The sequence below is a fragment of the Phyllobacterium sp. 22552 genome (assembly GCF_052044585.1).
Classification (GTDB): Bacteria; Pseudomonadota; Alphaproteobacteria; order Rhizobiales; family Rhizobiaceae; genus Phyllobacterium; species Phyllobacterium ifriqiyense.
Window position 1 is genome coordinate 496,880 of sequence record NZ_JBQENG010000001.1, and the last position, 15,760, is coordinate 512,639.

The 15,760-nt window shown below is 50.6% G+C and carries 18 protein-coding genes, 1 tRNA gene and 1 riboswitch; of the genes, 14 read left to right on the top strand and 5 right to left on the bottom strand.

The window, feature by feature from the left end; genetic code table 11:
• The 10 genes from ACTJI9_RS02500 to ACTJI9_RS02545 all read left to right on the top strand — a co-directional run bounded on the left by ACTJI9_RS02500 (position 1) and on the right by ACTJI9_RS02545 (position 7,544).
• Positions 1 to 714, top strand: a complete 714-nt coding sequence (locus tag ACTJI9_RS02500) for an NUDIX hydrolase (protein ID WP_307286067.1) — start codon at positions 1 to 3, stop codon at positions 712 to 714.
• A 52-nt stretch (positions 715 to 766) separates the two neighbouring features.
• Positions 767 to 1,705 carry a PhzF family phenazine biosynthesis protein gene (locus tag ACTJI9_RS02505; protein ID WP_440806207.1) on the top strand — a complete coding sequence of 313 codons (939 nt, stop codon included), beginning with the start codon at positions 767 to 769 and terminating at the stop codon, positions 1,703 to 1,705.
• A gap of 112 nt (positions 1,706 to 1,817) precedes the next feature.
• Positions 1,818 to 1,893: transfer RNA gene (locus ACTJI9_RS02510), tRNA-Lys, on the top strand.
• Between the two features lie 85 nt (positions 1,894 to 1,978).
• Positions 1,979 to 2,323 (top strand): RidA family protein, encoded by a 345-nt coding sequence (locus ACTJI9_RS02515; protein WP_008123603.1) that lies wholly within the window; start codon positions 1,979 to 1,981, stop codon positions 2,321 to 2,323.
• 167 nt (positions 2,324 to 2,490) lie between these two features.
• A complete protein-coding gene (gene rpsU / locus ACTJI9_RS02520) occupies positions 2,491 to 2,769 on the top strand; it encodes a 30S ribosomal protein S21 (RefSeq protein WP_115052617.1) in 279 nt (92 codons plus the stop codon).
• Between the two features lie 181 nt (positions 2,770 to 2,950).
• Positions 2,951 to 3,520, top strand: a complete 570-nt coding sequence (locus tag ACTJI9_RS02525) for an NAD(P)H-dependent oxidoreductase (RefSeq protein WP_115052618.1) — start codon at positions 2,951 to 2,953, stop codon at positions 3,518 to 3,520.
• A gap of 45 nt (positions 3,521 to 3,565) precedes the next feature.
• Positions 3,566 to 3,686, top strand: a riboswitch (TPP riboswitch).
• A 102-nt stretch (positions 3,687 to 3,788) separates the two neighbouring features.
• Complete coding sequence (gene thiC, locus ACTJI9_RS02530) at positions 3,789 to 5,606, top strand: phosphomethylpyrimidine synthase ThiC (RefSeq protein WP_440805780.1); 1,818 nt, start codon at positions 3,789 to 3,791, stop codon at positions 5,604 to 5,606.
• Position 5,607: 1 nt separating this feature from the next.
• Positions 5,608 to 6,603, top strand: coding sequence for a glycine oxidase ThiO (gene thiO / locus ACTJI9_RS02535; RefSeq protein WP_440805785.1), 996 nt, complete (start codon positions 5,608 to 5,610; stop codon positions 6,601 to 6,603).
• The gene (gene thiS / locus ACTJI9_RS02540) at positions 6,572 to 6,769 is read left to right on the top strand and encodes a sulfur carrier protein ThiS (protein WP_115052620.1); all 198 of its coding nucleotides are present in this window, start codon (positions 6,572 to 6,574) and stop codon (positions 6,767 to 6,769) included. The genes thiO and thiS overlap by 32 nt, the downstream gene beginning before the upstream one ends.
• 1 nt (position 6,770) lies before the next feature.
• Positions 6,771 to 7,544 carry a thiazole synthase gene (locus tag ACTJI9_RS02545; RefSeq protein WP_307286050.1) on the top strand — a complete coding sequence of 258 codons (774 nt, stop codon included), beginning with the start codon at positions 6,771 to 6,773 and terminating at the stop codon, positions 7,542 to 7,544.
• Positions 7,545 to 7,549: 5 nt separating this feature from the next.
• Here the strand turns inward: ACTJI9_RS02545 and ACTJI9_RS02550 are convergent, their stop codons facing one another.
• Together ACTJI9_RS02550 and ACTJI9_RS02555 are read right to left on the bottom strand one after the other, a co-directional pair.
• Positions 7,550 to 8,146 carry a class I SAM-dependent methyltransferase gene (locus ACTJI9_RS02550; protein ID WP_440805789.1) on the bottom strand — a complete coding sequence of 199 codons (597 nt, stop codon included), beginning with the start codon at positions 8,144 to 8,146 and terminating at the stop codon, positions 7,550 to 7,552.
• A gap of 12 nt (positions 8,147 to 8,158) precedes the next feature.
• A complete protein-coding gene (locus ACTJI9_RS02555; protein WP_115052622.1) occupies positions 8,159 to 8,608 on the bottom strand; it encodes an RrF2 family transcriptional regulator in 450 nt (149 codons plus the stop codon).
• Positions 8,609 to 8,910: 302 nt separating this feature from the next.
• Between ACTJI9_RS02555 and ACTJI9_RS02560 the strand changes: the two genes are divergently transcribed.
• From ACTJI9_RS02560 to cysW, 4 genes are all read left to right on the top strand, one after another.
• Entirely contained in the window at positions 8,911 to 9,102 is a 192-nt protein-coding gene (locus ACTJI9_RS02560) for a hypothetical protein (protein ID WP_115052623.1), read from the top strand.
• A 251-nt stretch (positions 9,103 to 9,353) separates the two neighbouring features.
• Positions 9,354 to 10,361, top strand: a complete 1,008-nt coding sequence (locus ACTJI9_RS02565; protein WP_440805791.1) for a sulfate ABC transporter substrate-binding protein — start codon at positions 9,354 to 9,356, stop codon at positions 10,359 to 10,361.
• Between the two features lie 103 nt (positions 10,362 to 10,464).
• Positions 10,465 to 11,307 (top strand): sulfate ABC transporter permease subunit CysT, encoded by an 843-nt coding sequence (gene cysT, locus ACTJI9_RS02570; RefSeq protein ID WP_307286041.1) that lies wholly within the window; start codon positions 10,465 to 10,467, stop codon positions 11,305 to 11,307.
• A complete protein-coding gene (gene cysW, locus ACTJI9_RS02575) occupies positions 11,291 to 12,157 on the top strand; it encodes a sulfate ABC transporter permease subunit CysW (RefSeq protein WP_440805794.1) in 867 nt (288 codons plus the stop codon). The genes cysT and cysW overlap by 17 nt, the downstream gene beginning before the upstream one ends.
• Here cysW and ACTJI9_RS02580 read toward each other — a convergent pair.
• The 3 genes from ACTJI9_RS02580 to ybaL all read right to left on the bottom strand — a co-directional run bounded on the left by ACTJI9_RS02580 (position 12,154) and on the right by ybaL (position 15,601).
• On the bottom strand, positions 12,154 to 12,714 hold the full coding sequence (locus tag ACTJI9_RS02580; RefSeq protein WP_115052626.1) for an RBBP9/YdeN family alpha/beta hydrolase: 561 nt from the start codon (positions 12,712 to 12,714) through the stop codon (positions 12,154 to 12,156). The genes cysW and ACTJI9_RS02580 overlap by 4 nt on opposite strands.
• Before the next feature lie 136 nt (positions 12,715 to 12,850).
• Positions 12,851 to 13,795 carry a lysylphosphatidylglycerol synthase domain-containing protein gene (locus tag ACTJI9_RS02585; RefSeq protein ID WP_115052627.1) on the bottom strand — a complete coding sequence of 315 codons (945 nt, stop codon included), beginning with the start codon at positions 13,793 to 13,795 and terminating at the stop codon, positions 12,851 to 12,853.
• 42 nt (positions 13,796 to 13,837) lie between these two features.
• Entirely contained in the window at positions 13,838 to 15,601 is a 1,764-nt protein-coding gene (gene ybaL / locus ACTJI9_RS02590) for a YbaL family putative K(+) efflux transporter (protein ID WP_115052628.1), read from the bottom strand.
• Positions 15,602 to 15,760: the final 159 nt, after the last annotated feature.

The following is a 15,760-nucleotide window of genomic DNA, read 5'->3' on the forward strand; positions in this document are numbered from 1 at the left end:
ATGAAAGCCTCTCCCGAGAAGACGGTGATTGAGCTCAAACATGCCGCGATACGGATAGAAAGTGGCTCGCTCACCTATGAATTAGAAAACAAGTCTGAAATTGGGGCAAATTGGGAAGAGGAAATTAGAGCCAATCCTACTCTTTTCAATGGCGATTTCTTTATGGCTGAGCAGGCTCACGTCAACGGTGATGCCTTCGAAGCGGTCTATAAACGCACGCGTTTCAAAACGATGATGCACTGGAAGAAGAATCGGACATCACTGAAGCCTTGGCACGTTTATGCAGTAGGCGTGATCGTCTCTAACGACAATAAGCTGATCGCCGGTCGAATGGCCAGTTCAACGGCGGCGGCAGGGCGTGTCTATTTTCCGGCCGGTTCCTTTGATGAAGGTGATGTGCGCAACGAAATTATTGATATTGAAGGGAATATGAGGCGTGAGGTTTTGGAGGAGACTGCTATTGATTTAGCGGATGCTCAGGGCTTTGACAGCAATATTTATCTCGTTACCGCGGATCGCAGCATTGCATTGTTTCGTCGCTATTATTTTGATTTGTGTTCCCAAGAATTGTTGACGCGCATACGTCGCCATATCGCTGCAGAACTTATTTCGGAGCTCGACGATGTTGTTGCAGTGGCTTCATCGGCTGATATGACCGATACAACACCTGTTACATTCCGCGCGTTCGGCGACTGGCATTTCAGCCAAATGTAACCGTTACAAGGTTTGACTTGCGCCACTTTAGGGTTGGTCTATTTTTCATCAAATTGAAAAAGGGGCAACGCCCATGACCTTCCGCCGTTATGAAATATATGATGTCTTTACTTCCGAGGTCCTGAAAGGGAATCCATTGGCAATCGTTCACGATTCGCAGGGCCTTGATGATGAGGCGATGCAGCGTATCGCCCGTGAGTTCAACCTGTCGGAAACAGTTTTCGTGCTGCCGGCGAAAAACGCCGCTCATACAGCATGGGTCCGCATTTTTACGCCGGATTATGAGATGCCGTTCGCCGGGCATCCTACGGTTGGGACAGCTGTGTCACTTGCGCAAAATCGTTTTGGTGAAGTTGAAAGCGATCAAGATGCGCTTATTATTTTGGAAGAGCAGGTTGGACCTGTTCGGTGCGGCGTAAGACTGGGAAAACACGGGGCTTTTGCGGAATTTGACCTCCCTAAATTGCCGCAACGGGTAGACTACAACTACGACAAGGTTGCTATAGCGCGGGCACTGCGGTTAGAGCGCGACGAGATTGGTTTTGAAAACCATGTTCCCAGCATTTGGGATGCCGGTGTACCATTTTTACTTGTGCCGATACGTGGTCTTGCATCAGCTGCTCGAATACGGATCGATCAGGCTGCAATGCAGCGGATAGCACCCCGAATTGGCCATAGGCAATTGCCGGTTTATGCTTACTGCCGTGAAACCGTAGGGCATGAGAACGATTTTCATTCGCGTATGTTTGTCAGTGACGAAGGAACTTATGAAGACCCTGCAACCGGCTCAGCGACAGCTGCGTTTGCCGGTGCAATTCACTTGTTCGATGAACCGCTTGATGGCGTACAGCGATTTTCTATTGAACAAGGCTATGAGATGGGCCGGCTGTCGAAACTTGAGCTAGAACTCGATATTAAGGATAAGGCAATCATAAGCGCACGAATCGGTGGCGTGGCGATCAAGGTGGCAGAGGGCAAGTTGTTTGTCTGAGAGCGAAAATTTCATCTTCTTGCCGATCAGCGCGATAAAGTTTGGTGAAGGGCTGGACAGGCAAGATTTGCCCCGTTATAGAGCGCTCACTGTCGTCGCGGAAGCGGCTGACGGGCACATAGCTCAGTTGGTAGAGCAGCTGACTCTTAATCAGCGGGTCGTAGGTTCGATCCCTACTGTGCCCACCATTTTTCTGAAACGAGGGCCGTATGGCCCTTTTTTCTTGCACCAAGCAAGCCTCGGCTTGTCCGAAACCTTCCACAGGAGATTTTCATGAGCGTTCGTCGTATTGAAGCAGGCCCTCGCATGAGCCAGGCCGTGATCCATGGTAATACAGTCTATCTGGCCGGTCAGGTAGGTGGTCCGGGCAAGAGCGTAACAGAACAGACTAAAGACGTCCTGGCCTCGGTTGATCGTTTGCTCAAAGAGGCAGGCACAGATAAGTCGAAGTTGTTGCAGGCCATCATCTGGCTTGATGACATGAAGGACTTTGGCGAAATGAATGCAGTATGGGATGCATGGGTTGATCCGGCCAATGCTCCAGCACGCGCGACAGGTGAAGCCAAGCTTGCAACACCGGAATATAAGGTTGAAATCATCATCACGGCTGCAATCTAAAGATTGCGTATCCAAGTTTAATTGCTTGGGTGCACTGGATTTTTGGCGCGGGAATGAATAAAGTCCGCGCTTCTCCGGATTGCCGTTGTGGCAATTCTTCAAACGCTTGTCTGATTGTGGCCAGTTTTGGTACTGCAAGACGAGGCAAGCATGGGTAAGGAAAACGATTGCAAGTTCTCGTCCGTGATAACAATGTTGAACAAGCCCTACGGGTCTTGAAGAAAAAGATGCAGCGCGAAGGTCTATTTCGCGAAATGAAGGCCCGTCAGGCTTTCGAAAAGCCTTCTGAACGTCGTGTTCGCGAAAAAGCAGAAGCCGTTAGCCGCGCCCGCAAGGCTGCCCGCAAGCAGGCTCAACGCGAAGGCTTGTTGCCTGGACCAAAGAAAAAAGAACGTGTTGCACGCCCTGGCGCGCCAGCAGGTAACGACTATAATAATAATCGCTAATATCTGACGGGCTTTAACGCCCTTCATTGTGACGACAAACCCGCATGGCCAAATCGCTATAGCGGGTTTCGTTTTTTGTGGGACTACGCAGACATTCCGGGCAGTTTCAAAAAAGTGCCTTCTTGTGCGATGGGTCAATGTCTTTACTTATCGATTATCGCAGTTATGGAGATATGATACTATGGCACTCAGGCTCAATATTATAATCGCAAGCACGCGGCCCGGGCGTGGTGGTCCTGCTGTAGCAAAGTGGTTCAACGAATTCGCCAAGCAGGATGGCAAGTTCGACCCTGTGCTTATCGATTTGGCTGATTTCAAGTTGCCGGTCTATGACGAACCGAATCATCCCCGCATGAAAAAATACGAACATCCGCATACAAAGAAGTGGAGTGAGGCGATTGAGCCGGCCGACGCTTACATCTTTGTCATGCCTGAATATGACTACAACGCGCCACCTTCGCTCATCAATGCCTTGGTCTATTTATGGAATGAGTGGAACTACAAACCTGTAAGCTTTGTAAGTTATGGCGGTGTTTCCGGTGGTTTGCGTGCTACCGAATCGGTCAAAGGGTTGATCTCGGCACTCCGTATGGTTTCGCTTGCAGAAAGCGTTCCCATTCCTTCGTACCAGCAGTTTATCAACGATGATGGCGTGTTCACGCCAAATGAACTGATAACTACCAGCGCCAGCACGGTTTTGACTGAACTTGCAAAATGGGCAGGCGCTCTGAAACCGCTTCGCGCTTCGTAATTTTATGAAGCGCTTGACAGCAATACGTCAGGCGGTTCACTTTAGGCCATTCACCAGGGGAGTCCCGACAAGGGGCTGAGATACTGCTTCAGGCATAGCCAAGCGCAGTGACCCGTTGAACCTGATCCAGTTCACACTGGCGTAGGGACGGTGCAAAGGTTATCGCGCATAGTGCATTCGCACTGAATCCATGATTGGATTCGCGAGGCTTCTTTCATCCTTCCGGCTCAGAACTGGGTTTCCTGCAATAACGCAAAGGAACCTGACGATGACTGCTGTAACAAAAATTACCGAGGCCCCGAAAGTTTCAACCGGGCCGCTTCCCGCGTCAATCAAGATTTATAAACCAGGGCAGATACATGCTGATATTCGCGTTCCCTTGCGCGAAATTGCGGTTCATCCCACCGCTGGTGAGCCAAACCTTGCGGTTTACGATTCATCCGGTCCCTACACTGACGCAACTGCAAGTATCGATATCAATAAAGGGATCGCACGTGTTCGTGAGGCATGGAAAATCGGTCAACAGGCCGATAGCTATTCCTATAAGGGGCGAATAATCCAGTCAGCTGACAATGGCTTCGCCACGGGCGAGCGGCTTACAAGAGAATTTCCTGTTCAATATCAGCCACGCCGCGCTTACGACGGAAAAGCGATAACGCAGCTTGCTTATGCCCGTGCGGGAATTATTACGCCTGAAATGGAATATGTCGCCATAAGGGAGAACCTCGGTCGGGAAGCCGCACGGAACCAGGTTCGGGATGGCGAGTCATTCGGTGCATCGTTACCGGATCATGTGACACCGGAATTCGTACGGGAGGAAATCGCCAGGGGGCGGGCCATCATACCTGCCAATATCAATCATCCTGAGCTTGAGCCTATGATCATAGGTCGGAATTTCCTCGTGAAGATCAATGCCAATATCGGTAATTCCGCCGTCACATCGTCGATGGAGGAGGAAGTCGAAAAGATGGTTTGGGCTATCCGCTGGGGTGGCGATACGGTGATGGACTTGTCGACCGGGCGCAACATCCACAATATTCGCGAGTGGATTATCCGTAATTCGCCGGTTCCCATCGGAACTGTTCCGCTATATCAGGCGCTGGAGAAGGTTGGCGGTATCGCTGAAGATCTGACTTGGGAAGTTTACAGAGATACGCTGATCGAACAGGCAGAGCAGGGCGTCGACTACTTTACTATTCATGCCGGTGTCCGACTGCATTATATTCCACTGACGGTTAATCGTCTCACGGGCATCGTCTCGCGAGGCGGTTCAATCATGGCAAAGTGGTGCCTGCATCATCACCGGGAAAGCTTTCTTTATGAGCATTTCGAGGAAATCTGCGATATTTGCCGTGCTTATGATGTCAGTTTTTCACTCGGTGACGGATTGCGTCCCGGTTCAATAGCCGATGCAAACGACGCGGCGCAGTTTGCTGAGCTTGAAACATTGGGTGAACTGACTCAGATCGCTTGGGCCAGAGATTGCCAGGTTATGATCGAAGGTCCCGGTCATGTGCCGATGCACAAGATCAAAGAGAATATGGACAAGCAGCTTGCTGTTTGCGGAGAGGCACCATTCTACACGCTTGGACCGCTGACGACAGACATTGCTCCCGGCTACGATCATATTACCTCTGGCATCGGTGCTGCAATGATCGGCTGGTTTGGCACGGCGATGCTTTGTTATGTTACGCCTAAAGAACATCTGGGATTGCCCAATCGAGACGACGTAAAGGTCGGCGTTATTACCTACAAGATTGCTGCACATGCGGCGGATTTGGCCAAGGGGCATCCGGCGGCGAAGCTTCGAGATGATGCTCTATCCCGTGCGCGCTTTGAGTTTCGCTGGGAGGACCAGTTTAATCTCTCTCTGGATCCTGAGACGGCGAGACTCTACCACGATGAGACCTTGCCGAAAGAAGCGCATAAGGTTGCGCATTTTTGCTCAATGTGCGGGCCGAAGTTTTGCTCAATGCGCATTTCACACGACATTCGTGCGGAGGCTCAAAAAGAAGGCATGGCAGCGATGGCGGAGAAATTCCGCACAGGCGGCGAGCTCTATATGCCGCTCAATGCCGGGGAATGAGGTGAATATTCTGGTGAAAGGGGCCGGCGTTGCCGGCCTCACAGTTGCTTATGAGCTTCGAGCACGTGGAGCCGAAGTGACGATACTAGACCCCTTTGGCGGCGAAAATTCTGCGGCCTCCTGGTATGCCGGTGGCATGCTCGCACCTTGGTGTGAGCGCGAAAGCGCTGAACAGGCTGTCATTGATCTTGGAATGAACGCGGCCAATTGGTGGGAGTCTGTAATTCCCGGATCCGTGAGTCGCAAGGGAACGCTGGTGGTGGCCACACCGCGGGATGTAAAAGAACTGGAGCGCTTTGGCGCGCGGACGTCGGGCTTTGTGCGCATTGGTGAGGAAGCAATTTCGCTCTTGGAACCCGATCTTGGCGAGGCGGCTTTCCGCAAGGGATTGTTCTTTGAAAGTGAGGCGCATCTGGCGCCACGTCAGGTTCTAACGGAATTAAAGGCAAAACTCGTTGGGTTAGGCGCCCGCTGCGAAACTGAGATGAGCGCCGCTGAAATTTCCAGCTTTGAATGGGTTATCGATTGTACTGGAATCGCGTCTCCAGATATTGATTTGCGGGGCGTGCGTGGCGAAATGCTCATCTTGCGCAGCAAAGACATATCACTGTCACGACCCATACGGCTTATTCACCCGCGGTTCCCGCTTTATATTGTGCCCCGACCGGACCACACTTTCATGGTGGGCGCGACAATGATTGAGAGCGATGCAAATGGACCGGTAACGGCGCGCTCAATGATGGAATTGTTGAACGCTGCCTACAGTGTTCACCCGGCATTTGGTGAAGCCGAAATTATCGAAACCGGAACAGGCGTTCGCCCAGCCTACCCAAATAATCTGCCGCGCGTGGTTAAAACGGGCAATTGCATCAGCATTAATGGACTTTATCGACACGGTTTTCTGCTTGCGCCAGCGATGGCAAAGCAGGCTGCCGACATGATCCTGAAAGAAAGGAGTATACGCCATGAAACTCACCGTGAACGGACAAGCGCATGATGTCTCGGCGCAAACTCTTGAAGCGCTGTTGTTAGAGCTTGAATTTGAGGGTGAGTGGCTCGCAACAGCAGTCAATAGTGAGCTTGTACGAGCAAACGAGCGGCAGAATCACACTCTAAAGAATGGTGATCGCATCGAAATTTTGACCCCGAAGCAGGGTGGGTGAAATGTTGAAACTTTATGGCGCCGAAATATCGTCTCGCCTTTTGCTTGGTACGGCGCAGTATCCATCTCCTGCAATTCTTATAGATGCGATTAAAGCTTCAGGAACAGAGATCATAACCGTGTCGTTGCGCCGCGAAATGGCTGGCACGAAAACTAGCGACGGATTTTGGTCCTTGCTTCGTTCCTTGAAATTGCGTGTGTTGCCTAATACAGCCGGGTGTCACACAGTGAAAGAAGCTGTGCTGACTGCGCATATGGCGCGTGACGTTTTTTCTACAGACTGGATCAAGCTTGAAGTCATTGGTAATCACGACACTCTACAACCCGATGTTTTCGCTTTGGTAGAAGCCGCAAGGATTTTGAGCGAAGATGGCTTCAAGGTGTTTCCCTATACAACCGATGACCTGGTCATCGCTGAACGGTTGCTGGAAGCGGGCTGCGATGTTCTCATGCCGTGGTGCGCGCCTATTGGTTCAGCCATGGGACCGCTCAATTTGCATGCATTGCGCTCGATACGCGGGCATTTCCCTGAGGTTCCGATTATTATCGATGCTGGCTTGGGTCGGCCGTCGCATGCAGCGGCTGTGATGGAATTGGGATTTGATGCGGTCCTTCTCAATACAGCGGTAGCCAAGGCAGGCAATCCGCCAGCAATGGCACAGGCTTTTGCCAAAGCTGTTGAGGCTGGCCATCAAGCTTATCAAGCGGTCGTGCTGGAGCCGCGCGATATGGCTGTGCCGTCAACGCCTGTAATAGGCAAGGCTGTATTTACATAGGGAGATTACCTGGCCTTTGTAGCAATAACATCGAGCCATTCCGTCGGCTCATTATCGTAACCACTCCCCATATAATTCTTGATCTCGACCAAAGACCAGCTTGAGCCATAAGCCTGCCTAAGCCATTCAGGAGAGGGGTAGTTATAATAACGCCCAAACTTGTCGCGCCCTTCCTGCTTTCCAGCCTTGTAACTGGCATAAAACAAACCGCCTGATTTAAGCGCTCGCTCGATACGCTGAAGAATAGCGGCAAGGTTTGGTCGCGGAACATGTAAAAGACAGGCGTTGGCCCACACAGCATCAAATTTGCTGCGATCCTTGATTTGATCGAACTTCAATACTTTTGCAGGAACGCCCAGACGTTTCTCAGCTTGATAGGCAAGTTCTGAGCTGCCATCGGTAGGTGTAACGTCAAAGCCTAGAGCGAGCATGCGGGCACTGTCATCGCCGCCGCCGCAACCAAGTTCTAGAATGGAGCAATTGCGAGTAAGACGAATAAGAAAGGAATCCAATCGTTCGTATGATCTATGTTCAATGCGATTGGCATAGGTCTCAGCTTCTTCTGAATAAAATCGAAGAGTATCTTGATCTTCAGCGACCACCACATCGTCCTTTTACATATCAAGAATGGCGGGTATTTTCCCCTTTTCGCCATAGATCAGACAATCGGCAATGGTCGTTTTGTCGAGTACCCCGCGTGTTACATTCGCAACTTCGTTGAAAACATGGCGGATTTCACAGGTATCTTCATCGCTGCAGTCCTCGCAGCGCCGGTAGGCAATTTTACTCAAACACGGAAGGGACGCTATGGGACCGTCTATCAGGCGCAGAATTTCGCCGAAAGTAATGTCGTCCGCACCTTTCAGAAGAAGATAGCCACCCATCTTGCCTCTTCGGCTCATGACAATGCCTTCACGCTTTAGGTCTAGCAAAATCTGTTCGAGAAATTTCTTTGGAATATTTTGCTCTTCTGCAATATCCGAAATGAATAAAGCTTTTTCAGAGTCGGCGCGTGCGAGGACGACAAGCGCGCGGAGAGCATATTTGGCTTTTTGCGATATCATTCTTCTTAGCCTACAACCTTCTGGGTGCAGTCATAGCCCTTCGATAAACATTTCCTAGTATAAAAACGTAAAAAATGTGAGTTTTTTTGCGGCGCCCGAATGTCTCAATAATGGCACGTAATGCTCTGAAAAATAATAATTCATTAAGGTTTTTGCTTTGGAAAATACCTTTGTGAAGCCATTTTGATACACGATTAAATCAGTCGTGATTATTGACAAACAATTTCAAGGCGTCATCATTGTCGTTCTATTGCCCGTCAATGGTAAGCCACTTTACAGCCGAGTTATTTTTGGAGGTCGCAATGTATAGTGAAGTCTCAAACATCTTCAATCGAGCGGAGCGTTTATGGCGTGAGGTATTCACGTCTGATAACATCAAATTCGATGCTCGTAATTCTGAGAATTGCGCCGATGATAAAGCTCCTGTGAAGAAGCGGCGCAACTCGGGCGAGGAAGATTTTCTGTGGTGCTGGCAGCATCGTGGTTTTTGGTAAACCGACAGCCTGAGACCCGAAGTATATCAATTAATGCGGGCGACCTGGAGCATCGCCGTCGTTTGCCCTGATTTTCCCAGTTCATAGTATTTTGTTTCTATTATTTGCGGTTCCTTGGAAAGGTAACCCTTCCTTCCGCCCGTTTTTACCGACAGTCTTAGAATAATTGTCCGTGAAGCCGGAGAGCAGGCGGATTGGGTGTGGCTTGAAAAGTAGATTGGGCGATTATCGCCTCCAACTGGGAGAATTTCATGAAAAAATTGGTTGCTTTTGCGGCTTTGGCGCTGAGCTTTGCTTTAACTCCTGCACAAGCGGCAGAAGAGCCTACGGAAATTCTCAATGTCTCTTACGATATCTCCCGTGAACTTTACGAGCAGATCAACAAAGCTTTTAGCGCTGCTTACAAGGTACAGGTAGGTAAGGACATTACGGTAAACCAGTCGCATGCGGGCTCATCGAAGCAGGCGCGCTCCATTCTTGAAGGCCTTGAGGCTGACGTTGTAACGTTCAATCAGGTGACCGACGTGCAAGTGTTGCACGATAAGGGAAATTTGATCCCAGCCGATTGGCAATCACGCCTTCCCAACAATTCATCGCCATATTATTCCCTTCCTGCTTTTCTCGTGCGGGCCGGTAATCCAAAGAATATCAAGAACTGGGATGATCTTGTTCGTGATGATGTAAAGGTTGTTTTCCCCAATCCGAAAACATCCGGTAATGGTCGGTATACTTACTTGGCCGCCTATGCCTATGCGCTTGAGGCAAACAATAAGGATCAAGCAAAGGCTCAAGAATTCGCGAAAAAGTTGCTCTCCAATGTTCCGGTGTTTGACACTGGCGGTCGCGCTGCCACCACAACTTTCGCTGAACGCGGGATTGGCGACGTGCTCATCACGTTCGAGGCAGAGGTGCTGGGCACTCGAAAGCAGCTTGGCGAAGACAAGTACGAAGCGGTCATTCCACCGGTAAGCTTGTTAGCTGAGTTTCCAGTATCTGTAGTCGATAAAGTTGCGGATAAGCGCGGATCACGTGCAATTGCTGAAAGCTATCTGAAATTCCTTTACACCTCGGAAGGCCAGGACATCCTCGCGCAGAATTATAACCGTGTGCATGATGAAGCAGTCAAAGCCAAATACGCCTCGCAGTTTCCAGAAACCCGTCTTTTGACTGTCGAGGATGTGTTCGGAGGCTGGAAGAAGGTCACCACAGATCATCTGGCTGAAGGTGGTATTCTTGATAAGGTATTCACCAAGCGCTGAATCAAAGGTAAATCTCTATACAGACGGCGCGGCAGCCAATCCGCGTCGTTTTTCGTTGCAACAGATCACTTGCGTTAAAGTCTGGATGAATTAAGAACCTCGCATGTCATTGTTTTCCAAGTCCAGTCAGCGCGGAATTTTGCCCGGTTTCGGTCTCACTCTTGGAGTGACGTTATTTTATTTTACGTTGATTGTGGCTCTGCCATTGCTGGCAATGCTGTACAAATCCTTCAATCTGGGTTGGGCGGATTTCTGGAGTATCATCTCTTCTGAACGGGCCGTCGCAACCTATCGCATAACAGTCAGTGCAGCTTTGTTGGCCACCTTGCTGAATGCGCTTTTTGGGATGCTCCTAGCGTGGGTATTGGTGCGTTACGAGTTTCCCGGAAAACGACTTCTTGATGCGGTGGTCGACTTGCCTTTCGCTTTGCCCACGGCCGTTGCTGGGTTGGCATTGGTCACCGTATTTTCCGCCAATGGCTGGTTCGGACGGTATTTGGAGCCGCTGGGTATCAAAATCGCATATGCACCTTTGGGAATTGCGCTCGCGATGATGTTTACCAGCATTCCCTTCGTTGTCCGGACGGTTCAGCCCGTTTTGGAAGATGTGGCAACAGATGTAGAAGAGGCTGCCCGCTCTTTGGGTGCCACAAACTGGCAGATATTCGCAAACATTATCTGGCCCGCCATTTTTCCGGCATTTGTCGCTGGTTGCAGCCTTTCATTTGCAAGAAGCTTGGGAGAGTTTGGTGCCATCGTCTTTATTTCGGGCAATTTGCCGTTTGAAACAGAAGTAATGTCTCTTCTCGTCTTTATCCGGCTTGATGAATATGACTATCCCGCAGCTGCAGCCATAGCGACAGTTATGTTGGTCATAGCGTTCGTCATGCTTTTCGTAACAAACTCAATACAGGCCTGGCAGCTGAAATATGCAGAACGTAACTAATCTTGCTGCGCCCTTCGGGAGCCTGAAGCCGTCATCGCGACACGGCAAAAAGCCCGTGCGATTGTCCCAGCGGCTTTTGGTAATTTCCGCGATTTTGCTGTCTATATTGCTTATCGGCGTACCGCTGCTCGTTATTTTCACCTACGCATTTCGGGAGGGTATGACGGTATATTTGACTCAGATAAGCCAACCCGCAACTCTGCACGCGATTTGGCTAACTGTCTTGACAGCGATCGTCGTAGTGCCGATCAACATGGTGTTCGGGATTTGCGTGGCATGGTTGGTTACGCGCTTTAGATTTCCCGGACGAGGGTTGTTGATTACATTTATCGAGATACCTTTTTCGGTCTCGCCAATCGTTGCGGGTGTGACCTATCTCTTCCTATATGGGAGTCAGGGCCTGCTTGGACCGTTGTTGGAGAACTACGACATAAAAATTATGTTTACGGTTCCCGCCATCTTTTTGGTCAGCCTTTTCGTTACAAGCCCATTCGTTGCACGCGAGCTTATTCCCCTGATGCAGGCTCAAGGTAGCGAAGATGAGGAGGCAGCAATCACCCTTGGCGCCAATGGCTTGCAAACATTCTTTTACGTTACATTGCCGAATATTCGTTGGGCTCTTCTTTACGGTGCGGTGCTATGCAATGCTCGCGTGATGGGCGAGTTTGGTGCCGTTTCAGTTGTTTCCGGCGCCATTCGGGGGCAAACCAACACGCTGCCTTTGCAAATTGAGCTGCTATTCAATGACTATAATGTCACTGGTGCATTTGCAGCCTCATCTACATTGGCGCTGATTGCTGTCGTGACATTAGTTCTCAAATATCTGCTTGAACGCAAGCAATTGGTTTAGGCAGCGCGTTGTGCGCGAAAACTCTGGTGAGGCCTGCGCATTGAATCTGCCAGGACATGTCCTTCTGGCCACGAGCCGAAACCGCTTTCAACATTAATGTGCCCTGAATTACCCATATCAACGAAACCGGAACCCCAGATATTCGCTAGGGCCTGTGCTTTATTGAAAGACATATAAGGATCGTCACGGCTTGCCACGACCACAGAAGGGAAGCTCAGTTTATGGCGCGGCAAGGGCGCGAAACTTGCAAACTTTTTGTCCCAAGCGGCCATACGCTCTGCGTCTGCAGGTGCCACGAGCACAGCGCCCGCTACATGCGCAGCTGAAGGCCTGCTCGCAAGGTGAGCCACCAAAATAGATCCTAGACTATGGGCCACAAGAATGGCACCGGGCGTTTCGGCAAGAGCGGCCTCCAATACATGAAGCCATTGGGATAGATCCGGATTGTCCCAGTCATCCTGTTCAAGGAGCTGCGATGTCTCATCCTCAAGCAACCACTGGCGTTGCCAATGGCCATTTTCGGAGCCGCGGTATCCCGGAATAATCAATGTTGTCATTGTGGCACTCCACGTTGAAGCCTGCCTTCAAAATAGAGTGGGGCGCTGTGCTCTTGAAGAAACTGCGCACCAATTTGTGGCTTATCTGGAAAATATTTCCTACGTGAAATCGCTCAACCTGAAAATGGTCCGATGTTCATTCTTCTTTCTTATACCAGCGCAGGAGCAATTGCGAACGTTCGAAGACGAGCACAACCACCAGCGAAAGAGCAAATGGAATCAACAAGTAGAACAGACGGAATATGATGAGAGCGGCAAGCACGTCGGCTTGATTCATGTCCGGGAGGCCCGTCAGAAAGACGAGTTCAAGCACGCCTAATCCGCCCGGTGCATGCGATATCAGTGCGGCAGAAAAGGATACAAGAAATATGCCAAGGATAATCATAAATCCGGGATTTCCGGCTTCTGGCAATGTGAAATAAATAATTGCAGCCGCGCCGATGAGCTCCAGCGGTCCTACGATTAATTGTTGCGCGACAACAGTGAGCCGGGGATATTCAAGGGTAAACTGGCGAATGCGTAGCGGCTTAAAGTGCAGCCAGCTGCCGAAAGCGTAAAGCAAGATAAGCGACAGCGAACCAAGACCGAGAATATAACTTAGTGAAAGCGGTAATTCCGAATTGAACCGCTGTAGAATTTCCGGCTCAATCAGAAGCACGATGGCGCTCAAACTCATAACGCCAACTAGAAAAGTGAATGAGCAAAAGGCAATCAGGAGCGCTATTTCGGGCCCGCTCATTCCTTGCGAGGAATAAGCGCGGTACCGGACGACCGCGCCCGAAAGCACGGAAGCACCTATATTATGGGATAAGGCGTAGGTCGTGAACGAACAAAGGGCTATAAACACCCATGAAATCTTGCGGCGAAGGTGCAAAAGCGCGATGCGGTCGTAACCAGCAAGGGCAGCATAAGCCACTAGCGACGCTAGAGCAGCCAGTACCCAACGATGCATCGATATAGCTTTAAGGCTGTCGACCACATCATCCAGCGAAATACTACGCAACTCCTTGTAAAGAAGCCATGCAGATATGCCGACTGCGGCCAACCCTACGACCGGCCAAATGTAATCTTTAAGTTTCATTGTCTTTCCTGCCCGGCCTTCGTAATCATCATTCTTTTAGTTTTAGGTTTCGGTCAGTGGTCCCTCTGGCTTTGGCTCATCCAAACTCAGTATATGCGAAACAATTCCTCGCGCTATCTCGCGTTCTCCCATGATCACGGCGTCAGCACCCAGATCCTGCAAATGCTGAACCTCCGCATCGGAATGAGCGCGGGCAAGTATGCTGATAACTGGATTGGCGGCGCGGGCTTTGACTACGATTTGTCCTGCCTCGAACGCATTCGGGATAGCGAGAATAAGCTGCCGTGCACCGGCTAGATTGGCAGCAGCGAGAATATCACCGTTTGCAGCATTCCCGACGATTGTTTCAATGTTATCGTCCCGCAATTTGGCAACTGTCTTGTCGGCGTCTTCTATAACAAGGAATGGCTTTCCGACCTCTTTCAGCGCATCTCCGACCAGACTGCCAACTCGCCCATAACCAACCAGCACAGCGTGGTCGGTAAGCAATGTGGGACGAATTTCCTCTACATCCGTTTCGTCTGCTTTCGGAGTATCCGCCTCCGCCGCCGGTTCTGTAGCTGCGGGCGCTCGCTTTTCTAACCAAGGTTTTACATAGGTTACCCCTGCAAAAACCAACGGATTCACGAGGATTGAAAGAATGGCGCCGCCAAGAATGAGGTCGCGCCCTTCCTCTGGAAGCATGCCCAGACCGACACCGAGTTCCGCCAGAATAAAGGAGAATTCGCCAATCTGGGCGAGACTGGCAGAGATGATAAGCGCAGTTCCGGTTGGATAGCCAAATGCAAGCACGATGAAGAAGGCAGCCAGCGATTTGCCTATGACAATGATCGCCAGCGTTGCAAGAAGCGGCAGGGGGTCGTTTATAATTGTCATCGGATCGAACAGCATACCGACCGAAACAAAGAACAAAACCGCGAAAGCATCGCGCAGCGGCAGCGATTCTTCAGCGGCCCGGTGGCTCAATTCAGACTCGCTCATGATCATGCCGGCGAAGAACGCACCCAGTGCAAACGATACGCCAAAGAGTTTTGCTGCGCCAAAAGCCACGCCAAGCGCAATTGCTAAAACTGCAAGCCGGAAAAGTTCGCGTGAGCCGGTGTGGGCAATGGCATGGAGGGTCCACGGAATAACGCGACGGCCCACAATCAGCATAACGGCAACGAACGCCGCAACTTTACCGAGTGTCAGAGCGATCACGCCGCCAATACCGAGATTGAAATAGGCTGCTATGGGATCGCTATTGGCGTGAATTGGCCCGCTGGGCGTGTCGCCGCCATTAAGTGCACCAGCAATTGCAGGCAGCAGAACAAGCGCCAACACCATGGCGAGATCTTCAACGATAAGCCAGCCGACAGCAATGCGACCGCGTTCTGTCTCAATGAGCCGGCGCTCTTGCATTGCGCGAAGGAGAACAACAGTACTGGCAACAGATAGGGCCAGACCAAAAACAAATCCGGCTTGAAGGCTCCATCCGAGAATCCAGGCAAGTCCCAGTCCGAGAAGCGTTGCGGCCAGAATTTGGACAATGGCACCGGGAATGGCGATCGCTCGCACGGAAAGAAGATCTTTAAGAGAGAAGTGCAGCCCGACACCGAACATCAAAAGAATAACGCCGATTTCGGCGAGTTCGGCTGCCAAATCTTGATCGGCAACAAAACCGGGAGTGTGTGAACCAGCGAGAACACCGGCAACAAGGTAACCGACAAGGGGAGGGATACGCAGACGGTTGGCAATCGCACCGAAAATAAAGGCTAGTACAAGGCCTATGACGATGGTCGCAATCAGCGGCGTTTCATGAGGCATATGTCGGCTTCTCCCCCTTGAGGTTTGTTAATGAAAGACACTCGTATCAATTGATTGATCGTTGTTTGTAACAGTATTGCCTACCGGGTCCGGCTTGCAAACCGTTTTCGTTGTTTTGCGGCGCAGGAAAGACGATTTTTTCCATGCGCCGCAAATATT

Coding starts and splice junctions, on each gene's coding strand:
- ACTJI9_RS02500 (WP_307286067.1), top strand. CDS start 1: ATGAAAGCCTCTCCCGAGAAGACGGTGATTGAGCTCAAACATGCCGCG.
- ACTJI9_RS02515 (WP_008123603.1), top strand. CDS start 1,979: ATGAGCGTTCGTCGTATTGAAGCAGGCCCTCGCATGAGCCAGGCCGTG.
- ACTJI9_RS02525 (WP_115052618.1), top strand. CDS start 2,951: ATGGCACTCAGGCTCAATATTATAATCGCAAGCACGCGGCCCGGGCGT.
- thiC (WP_440805780.1), top strand. CDS start 3,789: ATGACTGCTGTAACAAAAATTACCGAGGCCCCGAAAGTTTCAACCGGG.
- thiS (WP_115052620.1), top strand. CDS start 6,572: ATGAAACTCACCGTGAACGGACAAGCGCATGATGTCTCGGCGCAAACT.
- ACTJI9_RS02545 (WP_307286050.1), top strand. CDS start 6,771: ATGTTGAAACTTTATGGCGCCGAAATATCGTCTCGCCTTTTGCTTGGT.
- ACTJI9_RS02555 (WP_115052622.1), bottom strand. CDS start 8,608: ATGATATCGCAAAAAGCCAAATATGCTCTCCGCGCGCTTGTCGTCCTC.
- ACTJI9_RS02560 (WP_115052623.1), top strand. CDS start 8,911: ATGTATAGTGAAGTCTCAAACATCTTCAATCGAGCGGAGCGTTTATGG.
- ACTJI9_RS02565 (WP_440805791.1), top strand. CDS start 9,354: ATGAAAAAATTGGTTGCTTTTGCGGCTTTGGCGCTGAGCTTTGCTTTA.
- cysT (WP_307286041.1), top strand. CDS start 10,465: ATGTCATTGTTTTCCAAGTCCAGTCAGCGCGGAATTTTGCCCGGTTTC.
- cysW (WP_440805794.1), top strand. CDS start 11,291: ATGCAGAACGTAACTAATCTTGCTGCGCCCTTCGGGAGCCTGAAGCCG.
- ACTJI9_RS02580 (WP_115052626.1), bottom strand. CDS start 12,714: ATGACAACATTGATTATTCCGGGATACCGCGGCTCCGAAAATGGCCAT.
- ACTJI9_RS02585 (WP_115052627.1), bottom strand. CDS start 13,795: ATGAAACTTAAAGATTACATTTGGCCGGTCGTAGGGTTGGCCGCAGTC.
- ybaL (WP_115052628.1), bottom strand. CDS start 15,601: ATGCCTCATGAAACGCCGCTGATTGCGACCATCGTCATAGGCCTTGTA.